The organism is Mycobacterium sp. UM_WGJ (genome assembly GCF_000455125.1).
GTDB lineage: Bacteria > Actinomycetota > Actinomycetes > Mycobacteriales > Mycobacteriaceae > Mycobacterium.
Genome location: NZ_AUWR01000065.1, coordinates 35328 through 51943, shown reverse-complemented (window position 1 = coordinate 51943; position 16616 = coordinate 35328). Strand labels below are relative to the sequence as shown.

Annotated in this window: 16 protein-coding genes; 11 read left to right on the top strand and 5 right to left on the bottom strand. The window is 69.3% G+C overall.

Features of this window, described 5'->3' with window-relative positions; translation table 11 throughout:
- Together N416_RS0118360 and pyrF are read left to right on the top strand one after the other, a co-directional pair.
- Positions 1-1261: ATP-grasp domain-containing protein (locus tag N416_RS0118360; protein ID WP_024443564.1), on the top strand; the 1261-nt coding region annotated here is incomplete at its 5' end.
- Positions 1261-2091 carry an orotidine-5'-phosphate decarboxylase gene (pyrF, locus tag N416_RS0118355; protein WP_024443563.1) on the top strand — a complete coding sequence of 277 codons (831 nt, stop codon included), beginning with the start codon at positions 1261-1263 and terminating at the stop codon, positions 2089-2091. The genes N416_RS0118360 and pyrF, both read left to right, overlap by 1 nt.
- Positions 2092-2158: 67 nt before the next feature.
- Here pyrF and N416_RS0118350 read toward each other — a convergent pair whose 3' ends face one another.
- Positions 2159-2593 carry a hypothetical protein gene (locus N416_RS0118350; protein WP_155943401.1) on the bottom strand — a complete coding sequence of 145 codons (435 nt, stop codon included), beginning with the start codon at positions 2591-2593 and terminating at the stop codon, positions 2159-2161.
- Between the two features lie 784 nt (positions 2594-3377).
- On the opposite strand from N416_RS0118350, the gene mihF reads away from it, so the two are divergent.
- The 7 genes from mihF to metK all read left to right on the top strand — a co-directional run bounded on the left by mihF (position 3378) and on the right by metK (position 9442).
- Complete coding sequence (mihF, locus tag N416_RS0118345) at positions 3378-3695, top strand: integration host factor, actinobacterial type (RefSeq protein WP_003932123.1); 318 nt, start codon at positions 3378-3380, stop codon at positions 3693-3695.
- A 7-nt stretch (positions 3696-3702) separates the two neighbouring features.
- Positions 3703-4305, top strand: coding sequence for a guanylate kinase (gene gmk / locus N416_RS0118340; protein ID WP_024443561.1), 603 nt, complete (start codon positions 3703-3705; stop codon positions 4303-4305).
- 66 nt (positions 4306-4371) lie between these two features.
- A complete protein-coding gene (rpoZ, locus tag N416_RS0118335; protein ID WP_024443560.1) occupies positions 4372-4692 on the top strand; it encodes a DNA-directed RNA polymerase subunit omega in 321 nt (106 codons plus the stop codon).
- Between the two features lie 28 nt (positions 4693-4720).
- The gene (gene coaBC / locus N416_RS0118330) at positions 4721-5968 is read left to right on the top strand and encodes a bifunctional phosphopantothenoylcysteine decarboxylase/phosphopantothenate--cysteine ligase CoaBC (protein WP_024443559.1); all 1248 of its coding nucleotides are present in this window, start codon (positions 4721-4723) and stop codon (positions 5966-5968) included.
- Between the two features lie 92 nt (positions 5969-6060).
- On the top strand, positions 6061-7419 hold the full coding sequence (hpnE, locus tag N416_RS0118325; protein WP_024443558.1) for a hydroxysqualene dehydroxylase HpnE: 1359 nt from the start codon (positions 6061-6063) through the stop codon (positions 7417-7419).
- Positions 7416-8030, top strand: coding sequence for a TetR/AcrR family transcriptional regulator (locus N416_RS0118320; protein WP_036458534.1), 615 nt, complete (start codon positions 7416-7418; stop codon positions 8028-8030). Before hpnE ends, N416_RS0118320 begins: the two co-directional genes overlap by 4 nt.
- Before the next feature lie 200 nt (positions 8031-8230).
- Positions 8231-9442, top strand: coding sequence for a methionine adenosyltransferase (gene metK / locus N416_RS0118315; RefSeq protein ID WP_024443556.1), 1212 nt, complete (start codon positions 8231-8233; stop codon positions 9440-9442).
- A gap of 77 nt (positions 9443-9519) precedes the next feature.
- On the opposite strand, the gene N416_RS0118310 is transcribed toward metK, so the two are convergent.
- The 3 genes from N416_RS0118310 to N416_RS0118300 form a co-directional block, all read right to left on the bottom strand.
- Complete coding sequence (locus N416_RS0118310) at positions 9520-11004, bottom strand: NAD(P)/FAD-dependent oxidoreductase (RefSeq protein ID WP_024443555.1); 1485 nt, start codon at positions 11002-11004, stop codon at positions 9520-9522.
- Between the two features lie 69 nt (positions 11005-11073).
- Positions 11074-11466, bottom strand: a complete 393-nt coding sequence (locus N416_RS0118305) for a VOC family protein (protein ID WP_024443554.1) — start codon at positions 11464-11466, stop codon at positions 11074-11076.
- A 4-nt stretch (positions 11467-11470) separates the two neighbouring features.
- Entirely contained in the window at positions 11471-12397 is a 927-nt protein-coding gene (locus tag N416_RS0118300) for an alpha/beta hydrolase (protein ID WP_024443553.1), read from the bottom strand.
- On the opposite strand from N416_RS0118300, the gene N416_RS0118295 reads away from it, so the two are divergent.
- Positions 12396-13118 (top strand): lysoplasmalogenase, encoded by a 723-nt coding sequence (locus N416_RS0118295; RefSeq protein WP_024443552.1) that lies wholly within the window; start codon positions 12396-12398, stop codon positions 13116-13118. The genes N416_RS0118300 and N416_RS0118295 overlap by 2 nt on opposite strands.
- A 23-nt stretch (positions 13119-13141) precedes the next feature.
- Here N416_RS0118295 and N416_RS0118290 read toward each other — a convergent pair whose 3' ends face one another.
- Complete coding sequence (locus N416_RS0118290; RefSeq protein ID WP_024443551.1) at positions 13142-14500, bottom strand: alpha/beta hydrolase; 1359 nt, start codon at positions 14498-14500, stop codon at positions 13142-13144.
- A 167-nt stretch (positions 14501-14667) separates the two neighbouring features.
- Between N416_RS0118290 and N416_RS0118285 the strand changes: the two genes are divergently transcribed.
- Positions 14668-16611: a primosomal protein N' gene (locus N416_RS0118285; RefSeq protein WP_024443550.1), complete on the top strand. Its 1944-nt coding sequence runs from the start codon at positions 14668-14670 to the stop codon at positions 16609-16611.
- Positions 16612-16616 lie beyond the last annotated feature (5 nt).

Below are 16616 nucleotides of genomic sequence, written 5' to 3'. Positions count from 1 at the left end.
CGTGCTGACCACCGCCGGCCTACCGGCGCCGCGGTACGGTACCGCGACGACCTTCGAGCAGGCCAAGCGGATCGCCGCCGACATCGGCTATCCGGTTCTGGTGCGTCCCTCCTACGTGTTGGGCGGGCGCGGCATGGAGATCGTCTACGACGAAGAGACGCTGCACGGCTACATCACTCGGGCCACCCAGCTGTCCCCGGAACATCCGGTGCTGGTCGACCGGTTCCTCGAAGACGCCATCGAGATCGACGTCGACGCGCTGTGTGACGGCACCGAGGTCTACATCGGCGGCATCATGGAGCACATCGAAGAGGCCGGCATTCACTCCGGTGACTCGGCCTGCGCGCTGCCGCCGGTGACGCTGGGGCGCAGCGACATCGAGAAGGTGCGGCGGGCCACCGAGGCCATCGCACACGGCGTCGGGGTGGTGGGACTGCTCAATGTGCAGTTCGCCCTCAAAGATGACGTGCTCTACGTCCTGGAGGCCAATCCGCGGGCCAGCCGCACCGTCCCGTTCGTGTCCAAGGCCACCGCGGTGCCGCTGGCCAAGGCGTGCGCGCGCGTCATGCTGGGCGCCACGATCGCCGAGCTGCGCTCGGAGGGCCTGTTGGCCGCCTCCGGGGACGGGGCTACCGTCGGCCCGAACGCCCCCATCGCGGTCAAGGAGGCCGTGCTGCCGTTCCACCGCTTCCGTCGCGCGGACGGCTCGGGCATCGACTCGCTGCTCGGCCCGGAGATGAAGTCCACCGGTGAGGTGATGGGCATCGACCGCGATTTCGGCACCGCGTTCGCCAAGAGCCAGACCGCCGCCTACGGGTCGCTGCCGGCCCAGGGCACGGTCTTCGTGTCGGTGGCCAACCATGACAAGCGTTCCCTGGTGTTTCCGGTCAAACGGCTCGCCGACTTGGGCTTCCGGGTGCTGGCCACCGAGGGGACCGCGGAAATGCTGCGCCGCAACGGGATTCCGTGCGATGTGGTGCGCAAGAATTTCGAGGAACCCAGTCCGCAGCGCCCGGAGCTGACCGCGGTGGACGCGATCCGGGCCGGGGAGGTGGACCTGGTGATCAACACCCCGTACGGCAACTCCGGCCCGCGGGTGGACGGCTACGAGATCCGTTCGGCAGCGGTCAGCGTGAACATCCCGTGCATCACCACTGTTCAGGGTGCGGCCGCGGCGGTGCAGGGCATCGAGGCGGGCATCCGCGGCGATATCGGGGTGCGCTCGCTGCAGGAGCTGCACAGCACCCTGGGCGGGCAGTAGTGACACCGGGGTTCGGGGCACGCCTGGCCGAAGCGACAGCGGCCCGCGGGCCGCTGTGCCTGGGCATCGATCCGCACCCCGAACTGCTGGCCTCGTGGGGCTTGCCCGCGACGCCGGACGGGCTGGCGGCGTTCAGCGAGACGTGTGTGGCGGCGTTCGCCGGGTTCGCCGTCGTCAAGCCGCAGGTGGCGTTCTTCGAGGCCTACGGGTCGGCCGGCTTCGCCGTGCTGGAGCACACCATCGCGGCGCTGCGCGAGGCCGGTGTGTTGGTGCTGGCCGACGCCAAGCGCGGCGACATCGGCTCGACCATGGCCGCCTACGCCGCCGCCTGGGCCGGCCCGTCGCCGTTGGCTGCCGATGCGGTGACGGCCTCGCCCTACCTGGGCTTCGGGTCGCTGCAGCCGTTACTGGAGACCGCCGCGCAGCATCGGCGGGGAGTGTTCGTGTTGGCCGCCACCTCAAACCCGGAGGGGGCCAGTGTGCAGCGTGCCCGAGACGCCGACGGCCGCACCGTGGCACAGGCGATCGTCGACGCGGCCGCGGAAGCCAATCGGGCCGAGGGCGCGGCGAGCCTGGGTTCGGTCGGGGTCGTGGTGGGCGCCACGCTGCGCGAGGTGCCCGATCTGAGCGCCCTGGGTGGGCCGGTGCTGGTGCCGGGCATTGGAGCCCAGGGAGGGCGCCCAGAGGCCCTTGCCGGGCTGGGAGGGGCCGCTGCGGGCAGCTTGTTGCCGGCGGTCTCGCGGGAGGTGCTGCGGGACGGACCCGATGCCGGTGCGCTGCGTACCGCCGCCGAGCGGTTGCGGGACGCCGTGGCCTACCTGGCCGCCTAGCCCCACCTGACACAACAGGGCCTGCGTGGCGCCCGTCAGGGGCGCCCCGCAGGCCCTGTATTGCCGGTTACCGGCCGCCGAAGTTGACGCCCCCACCGGTATTGGCGTGATAACCGCCGCCGAAGGGCCCCATGTTGACGTTGGCGCTGTTGTTCTGTCCGCCGCCGGCGCCGATGCCGTTAGGGCCGAAGTTGAAGCCGCCGTTTCTGCCGACATTCATATCGCCGCCGAAGGGCCCCATGTTGACGTTGGCGCTGTGGTTTTGACCGCCGCCGGCGCCGATTCCGTTAGGGCCGAAGTTGAAGCCGCCGTTTCTGCCGACATTCATACCGCCCCCGAAAGGCCCCATGTTGACATTCACCCCGCCGTTGTTGCCGGCCCCACCGGTGATTCCGTCATTGGGCTCGGCGCCGGCCGCACCGATCCCGAAAGCGCCGAGTGCCACCACCGCGGACGCCGCAAGAGCCCACCGGCCAGCACGGCCGACTGTCGTCATCGCCATCAATTCCCACTTTCTCTACCGAAACGGTATTCAGCGGAAATGTTCATAGTCATACCCCCCATAAACACCCCCGGGTGGACCGTCCACCTGGCCGGAACATTAGGCGGCTAATCCACGGCTTCGGCTGGGCAAATGTAAAAACTCCCTGAATAGTTGCTGTCAGTCCAGCGGGTATCTGGATTCGTGCTTTTTGCCGTGGGAGCGAGCGCCTCCGCGCCGAAATAACGGGCGTTGGGGGCTTACCGGGGTTGCCGCCGGCGCATCCGCGGGCCGGACGACGACCCTGGCTGCCAGGGGTTGGCCGGGGGCGCAAAAGGGCCGAACACCGTGGTCGCCCACCTCGTCGAGGTGCCGGCATCCGTTGCGATGGACCCCGGCAGCCGATGGCCCCGGGTGGCGGAACCGCCCTCGACACGCCCGACACGCCGCGCGGCGGGAAGTCGATGGCGTGAAGGTCCGGTCACATCCCGAAGACCACCCCCCGCGGCCACGGCGCGGCGTCCCATCTGACCGAAAATATGTAGCAAAAGGCTAGTTCAGAGCGGTTTTTCGGGCCGGGGCACCGAAGATGACGGTTCCCCCGGAGCGGGTCGAGCGACGGTGGCCGACTCGGGTGGGACGGTGCCGCGCCCAGACCCCATACGCTGGGCATTTGTAGCCGGAAACGGGGGGGTGGGGTTAGATTTCGTCAGACGGCGTGGGTACGGTCGTCGTCTCTGGCCGAAGTACCTGGCCGGGACAAGGAAAACATCGACGTTGTCGATGATGACGAGACGGAGGAATCGTGGCCCTTCCCCAGTTGACCGACGAGCAGCGCGCCGCCGCGTTGGAGAAGGCGGCGGCCGCGCGTCGGGCCCGAGCGGAGCTCAAGGACCGGCTGAAGCGTGGCGGCACCAATCTCAAGCAGGTGCTCAAGGACGCCGAGACCGACGAGGTCCTTGGCAAGATGAAGGTGTCTGCGCTGCTGGAAGCGTTGCCGAAGGTCGGCAAGGTCAAGGCGCAGGAGATCATGACCGAGCTGGAGATCGCCCCCACCCGCCGGCTGCGCGGCCTGGGCGACCGGCAGCGCAAGGCGCTGCTGGAAAAGTTCGACTTCTCCTGACCCGGCAGTGAATACCGGTGGAGGACCGGACAGCGGGAACGCGGGACGCGTCGTAGTGCTGTCCGGTCCATCCGCGGTCGGTAAGTCGAGTGTGGTCCGGTGCCTGCGGGAGCGGGTACCGGACCTGTATTTCAGTGTGTCGGCCACCACCCGGGCGCCCAGGCCCGGGGAGGTGGACGGCGTCGACTACCGATTTGTTTCGCCGGCCGAGTTCGACCGGCTGGTTGAGAAAAACGAGCTGCTGGAGTGGGCCGACATTCACGGTGGCCTGCAGCGCTCAGGTACTCCGGCGGCCCCCGTCATAGACGCCACCCGCTCCGGCCGACCCGTTCTGATCGAGGTCGACCTGGCCGGGGCCCGGGCCATCAAGAAGGCCCTTCCGGAGGCGGTCACGGTGTTTCTGGCCCCGCCGGACTGGGACACACTGCAGGCCAGACTGGCCGGCCGCGGCACCGAATCCACCGAGGTCATGCAACGCCGGTTGGCCACCGCACGCACCGAGTTGGCGGCGCAGGGCGACTTCGACGCCGTCGTGGTCAACAGTCGATTGGAAACAGCCTGCTCAGAATTGGTATCCTTGCTGGTGGATACCGCACCGGGCGCGGTCTGATTTACCCGGACGACAACCAGCAGGCGTGACCCGCCCCAGCCAAAGAGCTTCAGGAGATTGTCTTAAGTGAGTACCTCGCAGACCGACTCGGCCGTGCTGACCGACGCCGACGAGTTCGACCCGGCGTCGATCGGTGGTTATGACACGCCCCTCGGCATCACCAATCCGCCCATCGACGAGCTGCTGCAGCGGGCGTCGAGCAAGTACGCGCTGGTGATCTACGCGGCCAAGCGGGCACGCCAGATCAACGACTACTACAACCAGCTCGGTGAGGGCATCCTCGAATACGTCGGGCCGCTGGTCGAGCCCGGCCTGCAGGAGAAGCCGCTGTCGATCGCGCTGCGCGAGATCCACGGCGACCTGCTCGAATACACCGAAGGCGAGTAGCCGGAGCCGGGCAGGACGGGTCGTACCGGTGGGCCAGAAACGGGTCGTCGTCGGTGTCTCCGGGGGCATCGCCGCATACAAGGCGTGCACCGTGGTCCGACAGCTGGCCGAGGCCGGTCATTCGGTTCGCGTCGTCCCGACCGAGTCCGCCCTGCGGTTTGTCGGGGCAGCCACCTTCGAGGCGCTCTCGGGCCAGCCGGTCGACACCGGGGTGTTCGACGATGTCCCTCAGGTCCCCCATGTGGCAATCGGCCAGCAGGCCGACTTGGTGGTGGTTGCACCGGCGACCGCTGACCTGTTGGCGCGCGCAGTGGCCGGTCGCGCCGACGACCTGCTGACCGCCACCTTGCTCACCGCGCGCTGTCCGGTGCTGTTCGCTCCGGCCATGCACACCGAGATGTGGCAGCATCCGGCCACCGTCGCCAACGTGGCGACGCTGCGGGAACGCGGCGCAGTGGTCCTCGAACCTGCATCGGGCCGGCTGACCGGCGCCGACACCGGCCCCGGCCGGCTGCCCGAGGCCGAGGAGATCAACACCTTCGCGTCGCTGCTGCTGGAGCGCGCCGACGCGTTGCCGCACGACCTGGCCGGGCAGAAGGTCCTGGTGACCGCGGGCGGCACCCGCGAGCCGATCGACCCGGTTCGCTTCATCGGCAACCGCAGTTCGGGCAAGCAGGGCTACGCCGTCGCCCGGGTGGCCGCCCAGCGTGGCGCCGAGGTCACCCTGATCGCCGCACACACCGCGGGGCTGATCGATCCGGCCGGAGTCCACGTGGTGCACGTCAGCTCCGCGCAGCAACTGCATGACGCGGTGTCCAAGCACGCCCCCGAGGCGCACGTCCTGGTGATGGCCGCTGCCGTCGCCGACTTCCGCCCGGTGCGGGTGGCTCAGGCCAAGATCAAGAAGGGCCCCGACAGCGCGGGGGAGCCGACCATCGAGTTGGTCCGCAACGACGACGTGCTGGCCGGCGCGGTGCGTGCCCGTGCCGACGGGCAGCTGCCGAATATGCGGGCCATTGTCGGGTTTGCCGCGGAGACCGGCGATGAGAACGGCGACGTGCTGTTCCACGCTCGGGCGAAGCTACGCCGCAAGGGTTGTGACCTGTTGGTGGTCAACGCCGTCGGGGACGGCCGGGCCTTCGAGGTCGACCACAACGACGGCTGGCTGTTGGCCGCGGACGGAACCGAGTCCGCCCTGGAGTCGGGCTCCAAGACGTTGATGGCCAGCCGCATCGTGGACGCGATTGCGGCGTTCCTCGGCAGCAACCGCGCCTGACACGGCCCGCCACCGCGTGGCCATCGCAGCATTGACCGCTCGTCGTCACTCGGCTAACTTGCAGAACGTAAGTTAGCCGAGAGGGGCCGGAAATGGACGACCGTCGCTACGTGGTGATCGGGGGCGGTCTGGCCGGTCTGGCAGCCGCGGTCTGGCTGGCCGAGGCCGGCAAGAAGGTGACGCTGCTGGAGCGGCGCGGCCGGCTCGGCGGGCGTACCCAGGCGATGCAGGTGCAGGGCATAGCGGACCTCGCCGACAACGGCCAGCACGTGATCGCCAGCGGCTACGACCACCTGTTTCGCTACCTGACCAGCGTCGGAACCCGATCGATGGTCGAGTTTCCGACCGGCGGAACGCTGCGCTGGCCCGGCGGGGCCACCACCACCCTGGTGACCCGCGGACTGGGCGCGGTGCGAACGCTGTTCGGGCCGCACCCCGATGCGAGCCTGCTCGACCGGCTGCGGACCGCTGCGGCCACGGTGCGCCTGACCGGTGAAGCACTGTTTCAACCCGCCGATCTGCCCGATCTGACCACCGACCAGTGGCTGCGCCGCGTCGGGATGCCCGCCAAGGCCCGGGAGGCGGTGTGGGACTGGCTGGCACTGGGCATCGCGGCCGAGCCGGTGGAGCAGGGTTCGGCGAAAGTCTTTGCCGACGTCCTGGCCACCGGAATCCGACTCGGCCTACGCCACCGCGCTGCGGTGACCATCGGTTACCCCACCACCGACCTCGACACGCTGTACATCTCCGGCGCGCTCGCCGTTTTCGACCGGCTCGGCGTGGAGGTGCGCTACCGCACCGTGGCGCGGCGAATCGTGTTGCAAGACAATGCCGTTCGTGCCGTCCAACTGGCGGATGGCACCGAGGTCGCGGCGGACGCGGTGGTGTGTGCGGTGCCCAACTCGAATATCGCCGGCCTGCTCGACGATCTGCCCGAGCACGCCGACATTTACGCCGCAGCAGAAAAGCTGCACTACACACCGATCGTGAGCACCAACCTCTACCTCGACCGTCCGTTGGGCACCGAGGCGGCGATGGAGTCGGTGATCGGCGGCACGGGCGTCATCGACGAGGTGTTCGACCGGCAGCGGATGCAGCGCCGCGATCCCGATGGTGCGTGGCTGTATTGCCTGACCACCAGCGGAGCCTACGAGCAGATTCACCGGTCCAACGAGCAGATCGTGGCCGAGCAGATGGACATGCTGCGCCGCTACTATCCGGCCGCGGCCGAGGCGAACGTGGTGGCCGCGCAGGTGGTGAAGATGCCCAAAGCCACCTTTTCGCAGGTGGTGGGCACCGACGGGCTGCGCCCGGATCAACGCACGTCGGTGCCGAGCCTGGTGCTCGCCGGGGACTGGACCCGAACCGATTGGTCGGCGACCATGGAAAGCGCCGCCCAGAGCGCGGCCCGCGCCGTGGAATTACTGCTCGAGCTGCCGCCCTCGCCATGAGCCCGCAATCAGAGCCGAAGCGGCGGATGTCGGCACAAGCGCGGCGGACGCAGTTGCTCGACCACGCCCGCGACATCGTCGCCGCCGAGGGCTACGCCGCGGTGACCATCGAACGGGTGGCCCGCGCCGCGCAGGTCACCCGGACGGTGCTGTATCAGAACTTCGGTGATCTGGCCGGCCTGATGACCGCACTACTGGACCGCGAATCGGCGATTGCCTTCGCTGGAATGCGCAGCGTAGACGGTCCGCCCGACGAGGACCCGGACGCGCTCGGCCGCGGCATTCTGGCGTATCTGCATGCGGCGCCGACCAGCTGGCGCATCATCCTGAGCTCGCCCGCCGGTGCTCCGCCCCAGTTGGGGGCCCGCACCGAGGCGGGCCGTCGCTATGCCCGAACCATCGCCGCGGGGCGGCTGTCCCGGATCGTGGGCCACCCAGTCGACGCCGACGGCGTGACGACCCGGCTGTTGCTGTCGGCGTTGGAGGAACTGGCCCTGCTCCACCTCACCGATCCGCGAACTCACCCGGACGAATTGGTGCTCAGTTATCTGCGGTCACTGGTCGCCTGGGCGGTCCGGGTCGAAAAGGCGACGGCGGCGACCGGACGGTAGAGTAGGCGCTCGCAGGGCCGAGTCGTTCAGGATCCTCGTCGTGGGGGATGTTGTCGAGGATTTTCTGGACGGAGGGCAGCACCGCCATTACCCGGCCCGTGGCACGGGGGATGGGCACCGGGCTGCCAGGCTCTCCCGAGGACCACACGGCTATATTAGCCCGAGCTAACTTCTTGAACGATTACCCGGAAGGCGACATTGTGAGCGAAAAGGGACGGCTGTTCACCAGTGAGTCGGTGACCGAGGGCCACCCCGACAAGATCTGTGACGCCATCAGCGACTCGGTGCTCGACGCACTGCTCGCCGATGACCCCCGTTCGCGTGTTGCGGTGGAAACCCTGGTCACCACCGGCCAGGTGCACGTGGTCGGTGAGGTGACCACCAACGCCCGCGAAGCCTTCGCCAACATCACCAACACGGTGCGCGAGCGCATCCTGGAGATCGGCTACGACTCCTCGGCCAAAGGCTTCGACGGTGAGACCTGCGGGGTCAACATCGGGATCGGCGCGCAGTCGCCCGACATCGCCCAGGGCGTCGACACCGCCCACGAGGCCCGCGTCGAGGGTGCGGCCGACCCGCTGGACTCCCAGGGCGCCGGCGACCAGGGCCTGATGTTCGGCTACGCGATCGCCGACACCCCGGAGCTGATGCCGCTGCCCATCGCGCTGGCTCACCGCCTGTCGCGGCGGCTGACCGAGGTTCGCAAAAACGGCACGCTGGACTACCTGCGCCCCGACGGCAAGACCCAGGTCACCATCGAGTACGAGGACGACGTCCCGACCCGGCTGGACACTGTGGTGATCTCCACCCAGCACGCCGAGGGCATCGACCTGGTCAACACCCTGGACCCCGACCTGCGCGAGCACGTCATCTCCACCGTGCTCGCCGAGCTCGCTCACGAGACGCTGGACTCGTCGTCGACCCGCATCCTGATCAACCCGACCGGCAAGTTCGTCGTCGGCGGACCGATGGGTGACGCCGGCCTGACCGGCCGCAAGATCATCGTCGACACCTACGGCGGCTGGGCTCGCCACGGCGGCGGCGCCTTCTCCGGCAAGGACCCGTCGAAGGTGGACCGCTCGGCCGCCTACGCGATGCGCTGGGTGGCCAAGAACATCGTCGCCGCGGGCCTGGCCCAGCGCGTCGAGGTCCAGGTGGCCTACGCCATCGGCAAAGCCGCGCCGGTCGGTCTGTTCATCGAGACCTTCGGCACCGCCACCGTCGACCCGGTCAAGATCGAGAAGATCGTCCCGGAGGTGTTCGACCTGCGCCCGGGCGCGATCGTGCGTGACCTGGACCTGCTGCGTCCGATCTACGCACCGACCGCGGCTTACGGTCACTTCGGCCGTACCGACATCGAACTGCCGTGGGAGCAGCTGGACAAGGTCGACGACCTCAAGCGCGCCATCTAGTTGCTTGCGCCAGCAGTCGCGAAAGCCCCCATTTCGGCCTCGAATTGGGGGCTTTCGCGTCTTCTGGCCTACGGCAGTCAGGCGCTGAACAGGTAGTCGTCCATGTCGAAGCGGCGGCTGCGCCAGTAGGCCTCCACGGTGGTGGTGGGCCGCAACGGGACATCCCCGTGCTTGTCGAAGTAGTAGCTGTTGGCCGATTTGCAGCTGTCCTGCCAGAACACCTGGCGGTGCCGTTTGCTCATCATCTCGTCGAAATAGCGGGTATTGGCCGCCTCCGATATCTCGATCCGGGTCGCCCCACGGCCACGGGCGCTCTTCAGGCACCGCACGATGTGATGCGTCTGTGCTTCCACGAGTGCGAAATACGATGACCCGACGTAGCCGTACGGGCCGAAGACACTGAACAGATTGGGGAATCCGGGGATGCTGACCCCCTCGTAGGCCTGCAGTCGGTGCTCGTCCCAGAAGCTGGCCAGGGTCTGGCCTCCGGCCCCGGTGACGGCGAAGGTGGGAATGTTGTCGCTGTCCATCACCTTGAAACCGGTGGCCAAGATCAGCACGTCGACCTCGTGGGACGTCCCGTCGGCGGTGACGACGGCGGTGGGAGCGATCCGGTCGATGGGGTCGACCACCAGGTGCACGTTGTCGCGGTTGAACGTCGACAGGTAGGTGTTGTGGAAGCCGGGGCGCTTGCAGCCGACGGCGTAGCTCGGGGTGAGCTGCTTACGCAGTTCTGGATCGCGCACCTGGCGCCGCAGATACGCCCGTCCCGCCGACTCCATCTGCTTGGCCAGCGGAAACACCGTGAAGTACTGCGCCGCGATGGGGAAGGTCGCCTCGACGTAGGCTTGACTGGCCAGCCGCTGCAGGGACTTGCCGCCGGGAATCCGCATCGCCCAGCGGATCGGAGCGGCCAGCGGCACATCGAATTTCGGGAAGCACCAGATCGGTGTCCGCTGAAAGACGGTCAGTGCGGAAACCTTCGGCGCGATCTCCGGGATCACCTGCACCGCAGAGGCTCCGGTGCCGATCACCGCCACGCGCTTGCCGGTCAGGTCCTGCGAATGGTCCCAGCGGGCGGTATGGATCGTCACCCCGGCGAAGGTGTCGACACCGGCGATGTCAGGAAGGTTGGGGGTGGTCAGCACGCCGCTGGCGTTGATCAGGAATCGCGCGCTGAGCTCACCGAGTTGATCCGTCTGAACGCGCCACCAGCCGCGTTCGTCGTCGAACTCCGCGGCAACCACCTTGGTGGCGAACCGGATTCGCGAGCGCAGACCGTACTTGTCCACGCAGTGCTCGGCGTAGGCCTTCAGCTCCCCGCCAGGGGCGTAGGTGCGCGACCAGTCCGGGCTCTGCTCGAACGAGAACTGGTAGGAGAACGACGGGATGTCCACGGCAATACCCGGATAGGTGTTCCAGTGCCAGGTGCCGCCCACCCCGTCGCCGGCTTCGATGATCGCGAAGTCCGACATCCCGGCACGGTCCAGATTGATGGCTGCTCCGATTCCGGAGAAGCCGGCGCCGACGATCAGAATCTCGTGGTCGGGTTCCTCGCTCACGGTGCGCTCCTCATCGCCGGTGTCGATCGAGGTCGACGGTAGCGCGCACGCCGGGCGACCGGGGCGGTGTTACGGCAAATCCTGGGCTTCGGGCGGCAGGCGCCACGGTGGATTCCGGCGGGCCGCACCCGCGCGAAACAGGCACAACCGGTGGCCGTCGGGATCATCGAGCCGGGCCTCTCGCCACAGCCACGGCATATCGGTCGGTGGTTGGGTGAACGCAACCGAACCGCGCAACCGCTGGTATTGCTCGTCAAGATCGTCGGCTTCGAAATAGATCGTCACCCGCTCATCGGACGCGATCTCGCTGTTGCGCTCGACCGAGAAGGTGCTGTCCCCGTCCGGGCACTCGAACCGTAGGTAGTCGTCCGTCTTGACGATCAGCCGCAGTCCGAGCAGGCCGTAGAACCTCTCGGCGCGGTCCAGGTCGGTGCTGCCGATGGTGACCTGGTTCAGCCGCATCGCATCACGCCAGGGCAGCCCGCAACGCGGCCAGCCCGAGGTCGGCGGCCTCGGTGGCCACCGGGATCACGCCGGCGTAGCCCAGATAGCCGTGCACCAGCGTCTCGGCGTTGTGGACTTGCACCGGAACCCCGGCAGCGGCCAATAGCTCCCCGTACCGGATCCCGTCGTCGCGCAGCGGATCGTGCCCGGCGACCGCGATGTAGGCCGGCGGCAGGCCGGCGAGATTCTCGGCGCGTGCCGGAGCCAGATTCGCCGGTGGGCTGGTCAGGTCGAGGTCCCCGGCGTAGGCGCGCGTCAACGCGGCGATCGCGGCGCTGTCGATGATCGGCGCGTTGGCGTTCTCGGTGAATGACGGCAGGCTGCCGTCGTACGTGGTGGCCGGGTACCACAGCAGCTGGAAGGCGATCTTCGGGCCGCCGGCGTCACGGGCCAGCTGGCACACCACCGCGGCCAGGTTCCCGCCCGCCGAATCCCCGGCCACCGCCAGCTTCGATGGGTCGACGCCCAGCTCGGTGGCGTGGTCCGCCACCCAATCGGTGGCCGCCATCGCGTCCTCGACGGCGGCCGGGAACAGGTTCTCCGGGGCCAGACGGTAGTCCACAGACACCACCACCGCACCCGCGTCGGCGGCGTGCATGCGTGCGGTGCCGTCGTGGGTATCGAGGTCGCCGGCGACGAAGCCGCCGCCGTGAAAGAACACCACCACCGGCGCGCCACCCGATTCGGTGCCCGCCGGCCGGTAGATGCGTATCGGCAGGGCGCCCCCGGGTCCATCGATCACCCGGTCCTCGCTGGGAAGCTCCGGGTGCACCGGCCGATGGGGCAGGTTGCGCATAGCGCGACGCGCTGCTTCGGCGCCGTCGTCCAGTGTCAGTCGGAACGGGATGGCTTCCAGTACCTTCAGCACTATGGGGTCGATTGCTGGCATAAAAACACCGTACGCAACCAAACGAGTATTCACCGGCTGGGCAGCTGCGGGATGGCTGGGAGTGGCTTACGGCATCTTCCTGACGGTGGTGGCGTTGCGCTCAGCGCCGGGAGAGGCGCTGACCGGGCAGTGGGTCGGGCAGCCGGCCTTCAAGGCGGCGATGGCGGTGCTGTTGGTGTTCGCCGCGGCCGCCCACCCGATACTGCGGGAGGCGCGCTGGCTGATCCCGGCCCTGATCTTCTCGGCTACCGGCGACTGGTTGTTGGCCATCCCGTGGTGGGAACCGTCCTTCGTCGCAGGTCTTGCCGCGTTCCTCGTGGCCCACCTGTGCTTTTTGGGCGCGCTGCTGCCGCTGGTGGTGGTGTCGCGGGCCCGGCTGGTCGGGGCGGGCGTGGTGGCGGTGAGCTGCCTGGTGCTGTTGGCGTGGTTCTGGCCCGGCATGGCCCGCGAAGGCATGACCCTGCCGGTGACGGTGTACGTCGGGGTGCTCGGCGCGATGGTGTGCGCCGCGCTGCTGGCGAAGCTGCCCACCCCCTGGACCGCGATCGGCGCGGTGTGCTTCGCGGTGTCGGACGCCATGATCGGAGCCAGCCAGTTCGTGTTGGGCAATGAACTGCTGGCGGTGCCGATCTGGTGGGCCTACGCGGCCGCGCAGCTGCTGATCACCGCCGGGTTCTTCTTCGGCCGGTCCACCGGCGCCGACGTGGCGGCCACGGACTGACATCCGCCGCAGGGCTAGGTCGGTCAATGCCGGTGATTCCCGGTCCCGGGACGCAGTCGTTCCGGGTCGAAGGCGGGCAGCCGACGGCGGTGCGGGGCGGTCATGTGGTGGTTCGCCAACGCATCGCCGTGTCCCGAAGCGATGTCGCCGATGCTGAACAGGGACTCCCCGCCGGGATCGAAGTAGGAGCTGTGGCCGCTCATCGGCAATGTCACACCGTGGGTTTCGGCTTTGAAGCGAGTGGACCCGTACCCGTCGGCGGCCGGGTCGACGCCCAGCCCGAGCGTGGCCGATGTTGGGTGCAGCGGTAGTTGCGGCTCGCCACCGAAGCCGGTGATCGGATCCGACGACGCCGCCCCCACATACACGTGACCACCGGCCGGCAGGTGAAAGTCGTTGGTGCTGTGGGCCAGGTCGGTTCCCGGTGACCCGACGAGCACCACGTCATCAGCGCGCAACCCCGCCGAGGCCGCCGCGTCGGCCACCGCCGTCGAGCCGTAGGAGTGGCCCACAACGGTGACGTGTGAGCCGCCGACATGCGACGCCATCAGGGAGTTGACGTCGGCGGCCAGCAGCCTGCCCCCGGCCCGTGCGGCAGCCGGTTGGGTCACCGCCCGATCGAACAGGCTGTCCGGTGCGCGATAACCCATCCATACCACGACCGAATTGGTGCGGTCGGGATCGGAGCGGACCACCTCGCGATAGACATTGCGCCCGTCCGGGTGCGACAGGTAGCCGTCGCGGACGCTGCTGTGTGCGCCGGGCACTAGCATGGTGACGTTGTCAGCGGTGTCCGGATCGCCGATCGCGATGGCAGCCCGCCCGCGTCCGCCGAACGCTGCCGGTTCATAGGTGAGCAGCAGCACCGGGGCGGCGCCGTCACCGGTGTTGACCGCGAGCCCGTCGCGGACCCGTAGCGCGTTCTGGTAGCGCGCCAGCTCGGCGGGACTGATCGCCGACGTCGGGTTGGCCACCCGGCGAATGTCGTCGGCCAGCGCCTGGCGGTTGATCCGGTCGCGCAGCCGGGCCGGCACACCGTAGCCGGAACCGCTCGAGCGCAACCGGCCTGTCTGGAACCGATTGTCGGCGATGCCGTCAGCGACCACCCGGCAGATCTCTCGCAGCTTGGCGGCCAGGAAGAGCTGGAAGTGGCGGGCACCGGCCGGGGTGTCCCAGACCGGCGCCCACGGAGAAGCCAGGGTGTCGCGGATCTCGCCGTGGATGGCGTGCAGGTGGCGACCGCCGGCACGGGCGTGCGCGGCGGCATCGTGCACTGTGGCGGCCAGCAGGTGATCGGTCAGCCCCGCAGTCCGCATCCGCGTGGCGAGGTCCGCCTCGCGACGTCGCACCGCGGCCGCGTGGGCCCCGCGCTGTTCGGGCATACCGCAGCAACGTAATTCAGCTCAGTTGGGCACGTGCCCGCCGATACACAGCCCGTCATGGCTGTGATCCGCCGTCTGCCGCGGTCGGCGGCGTCTGCTAGACCTGCGTGGTGAGTGTCGACAGCGAACCCGACGGCCGCAGCGAGCCCATCGCTCGGGTGCTGCCGATGCTGTCGGTGCCGCACCTAGACCGGGAATTCGACTATCTCGTCACCCCGGAGCAGGACGAGGATGCCCGGCCCGGGGCCCGGGTGCGGGTGCGCTTTCACGGCCGGCTGGTGGACGCCTTCGTCTGGGAGCGTCGTGCCGACACCGACCATGTCGGCAGGCTGGGCCGGCTGGAGCGGGTGGTCTCGGCCGAACCGGTGCTCACCGACGAGGTCCGCCGGCTGGTGGAGGCGGTGGCCGCACGTTATGCCGGCAGCAGGGCCGACGTGCTGCGGTTGGCGGTGCCGCCCCGGCACGCCCGGGTGGAACGCGAAGCGATGCCGCCAACCGAACCCCCCGTCATCGGCCCGGTCGACCCCGCGGGCTGGCGGCGCTACGGAGCGGGTGGATCGTTTCTGGCCGCGCTGGGCGAAGGCCGGGCGGCGCGTGCGGTGTGGCAGGTGCTGCCCGGGGACTCCTGGACCGACCGGTTCGTCGACGCCGCCGCCCAGACGATCCGCGCCGGCCGCACCGCCCTGGCGATCGTGCCCGATCAGCGAGACGTCGACGCACTGTATCGGGCCGCGACGGCCCGCATCGATGAGCCGTCGGTGGTGGCGCTGTCCGCCGGATTGGGCCCGGCCACCCGTTACCGGCGCTGGCTGTCGGTGTTGCGGGGCGGGGCGCGGCTGGTGATCGGTACGCGCAGCGCGGTATTCGCCCCGCTGGCTGATCTGGGCCTGGTGATGGTCTGGGATGACGGTGACGACTCCCTTGCGGAGCCGCGGGCGCCCTACCCGCATGCCCGCGAGGTGGCGATGCTGCGGGCGCATCTGGCGGGCTGCGCCGCCCTGATCGGCGGGCACGCCCGCACCGCCGAAGCGCACGCTCTGGTGGGCACCGGGTGGGCGCACGACGTGGTGGCCCCGCGGGCGGTGTTGCGGGCGGCCGTGTCGCGGGTGGTCGCCCTGGACGACACCGGCTATGCCGAGGAGCGCGACGCCGCGGCGCGCAGCGCTCGCTTGCCCACGGTGGCGCTGCAGAGCGCGCGCAGCGCACTGGCTGCGGGGGCGCCGGTACTGGTGCAGGTGCCCCGGCGCGGTTATGTTCCGTCGCTGGCCTGTGGGCGCTGCCGCACGATCGCGCGCTGTCGGCACTGCACCGGGCCGTTGTCGCTGCCCGAGCGTGGCGGGGCCGCCCAGTGCCGCTGGTGCGGCCGGGTCGACCCGGCGCTGCGGTGCGCGTGCTGCGGGTCGGATGCCGTGCGGGCGGTGGTCATCGGCGCCCGGCGCACCGCCGAAGAACTTGGCCGCGCCTTCCCGGGCACCCCGGTCGTGACCTCCGCCGGTGACACCATCGTCGACCGCATCGAGGACGGTGCGGCCCTGGTGATCGCCACTCCCGGCGCCGAACCCCGCGCCCCGCACGGCTACGGGGCAGCGTTGTTGCTGGACAGTTGGGCGCTGCTGGGCCGCCAGGATCTGCGTGCCGCCGAGGACACCCTGCGGCGCTGGATGGGCGCGGCGGCGCTGGTGCGTGACCATGCGTCCGGCGGGCTGGTGACGGTGGTCGCCGAATCGTCGATCCCGACGGTGCAGGCGCTGATCCGGTGGGATCCGGTCGGCCATGCCGACGCCGAGTTGGCCACCCGGGCCGAGGTGGGGCTGCCGCCCGCGGTGCACATGGCGGCCCTCGACGGTGATCCGGAGTCGGTGACGACGCTGCTGGAGCAGGCGCGGCTGCCCGACGGCGCCGACCTGCTGGGGCCGGTGCCGTTGCCGCCGGGAGTACGGCGTCCGGCCGGGGTGCCCGACGAGCTGAATGTGATCCGGATGCTGGTCAGGGTGGGTCGCGACCACGGCTTGCCGTTGGCTTCAGCGTTGCGTCACGGCATCGGAGTGCTCAGTGCCCGCGGCTCGACTCACCCGGTGCGGGTCCAGATCGATCCCTTGCACATCGGTTAGCCAGT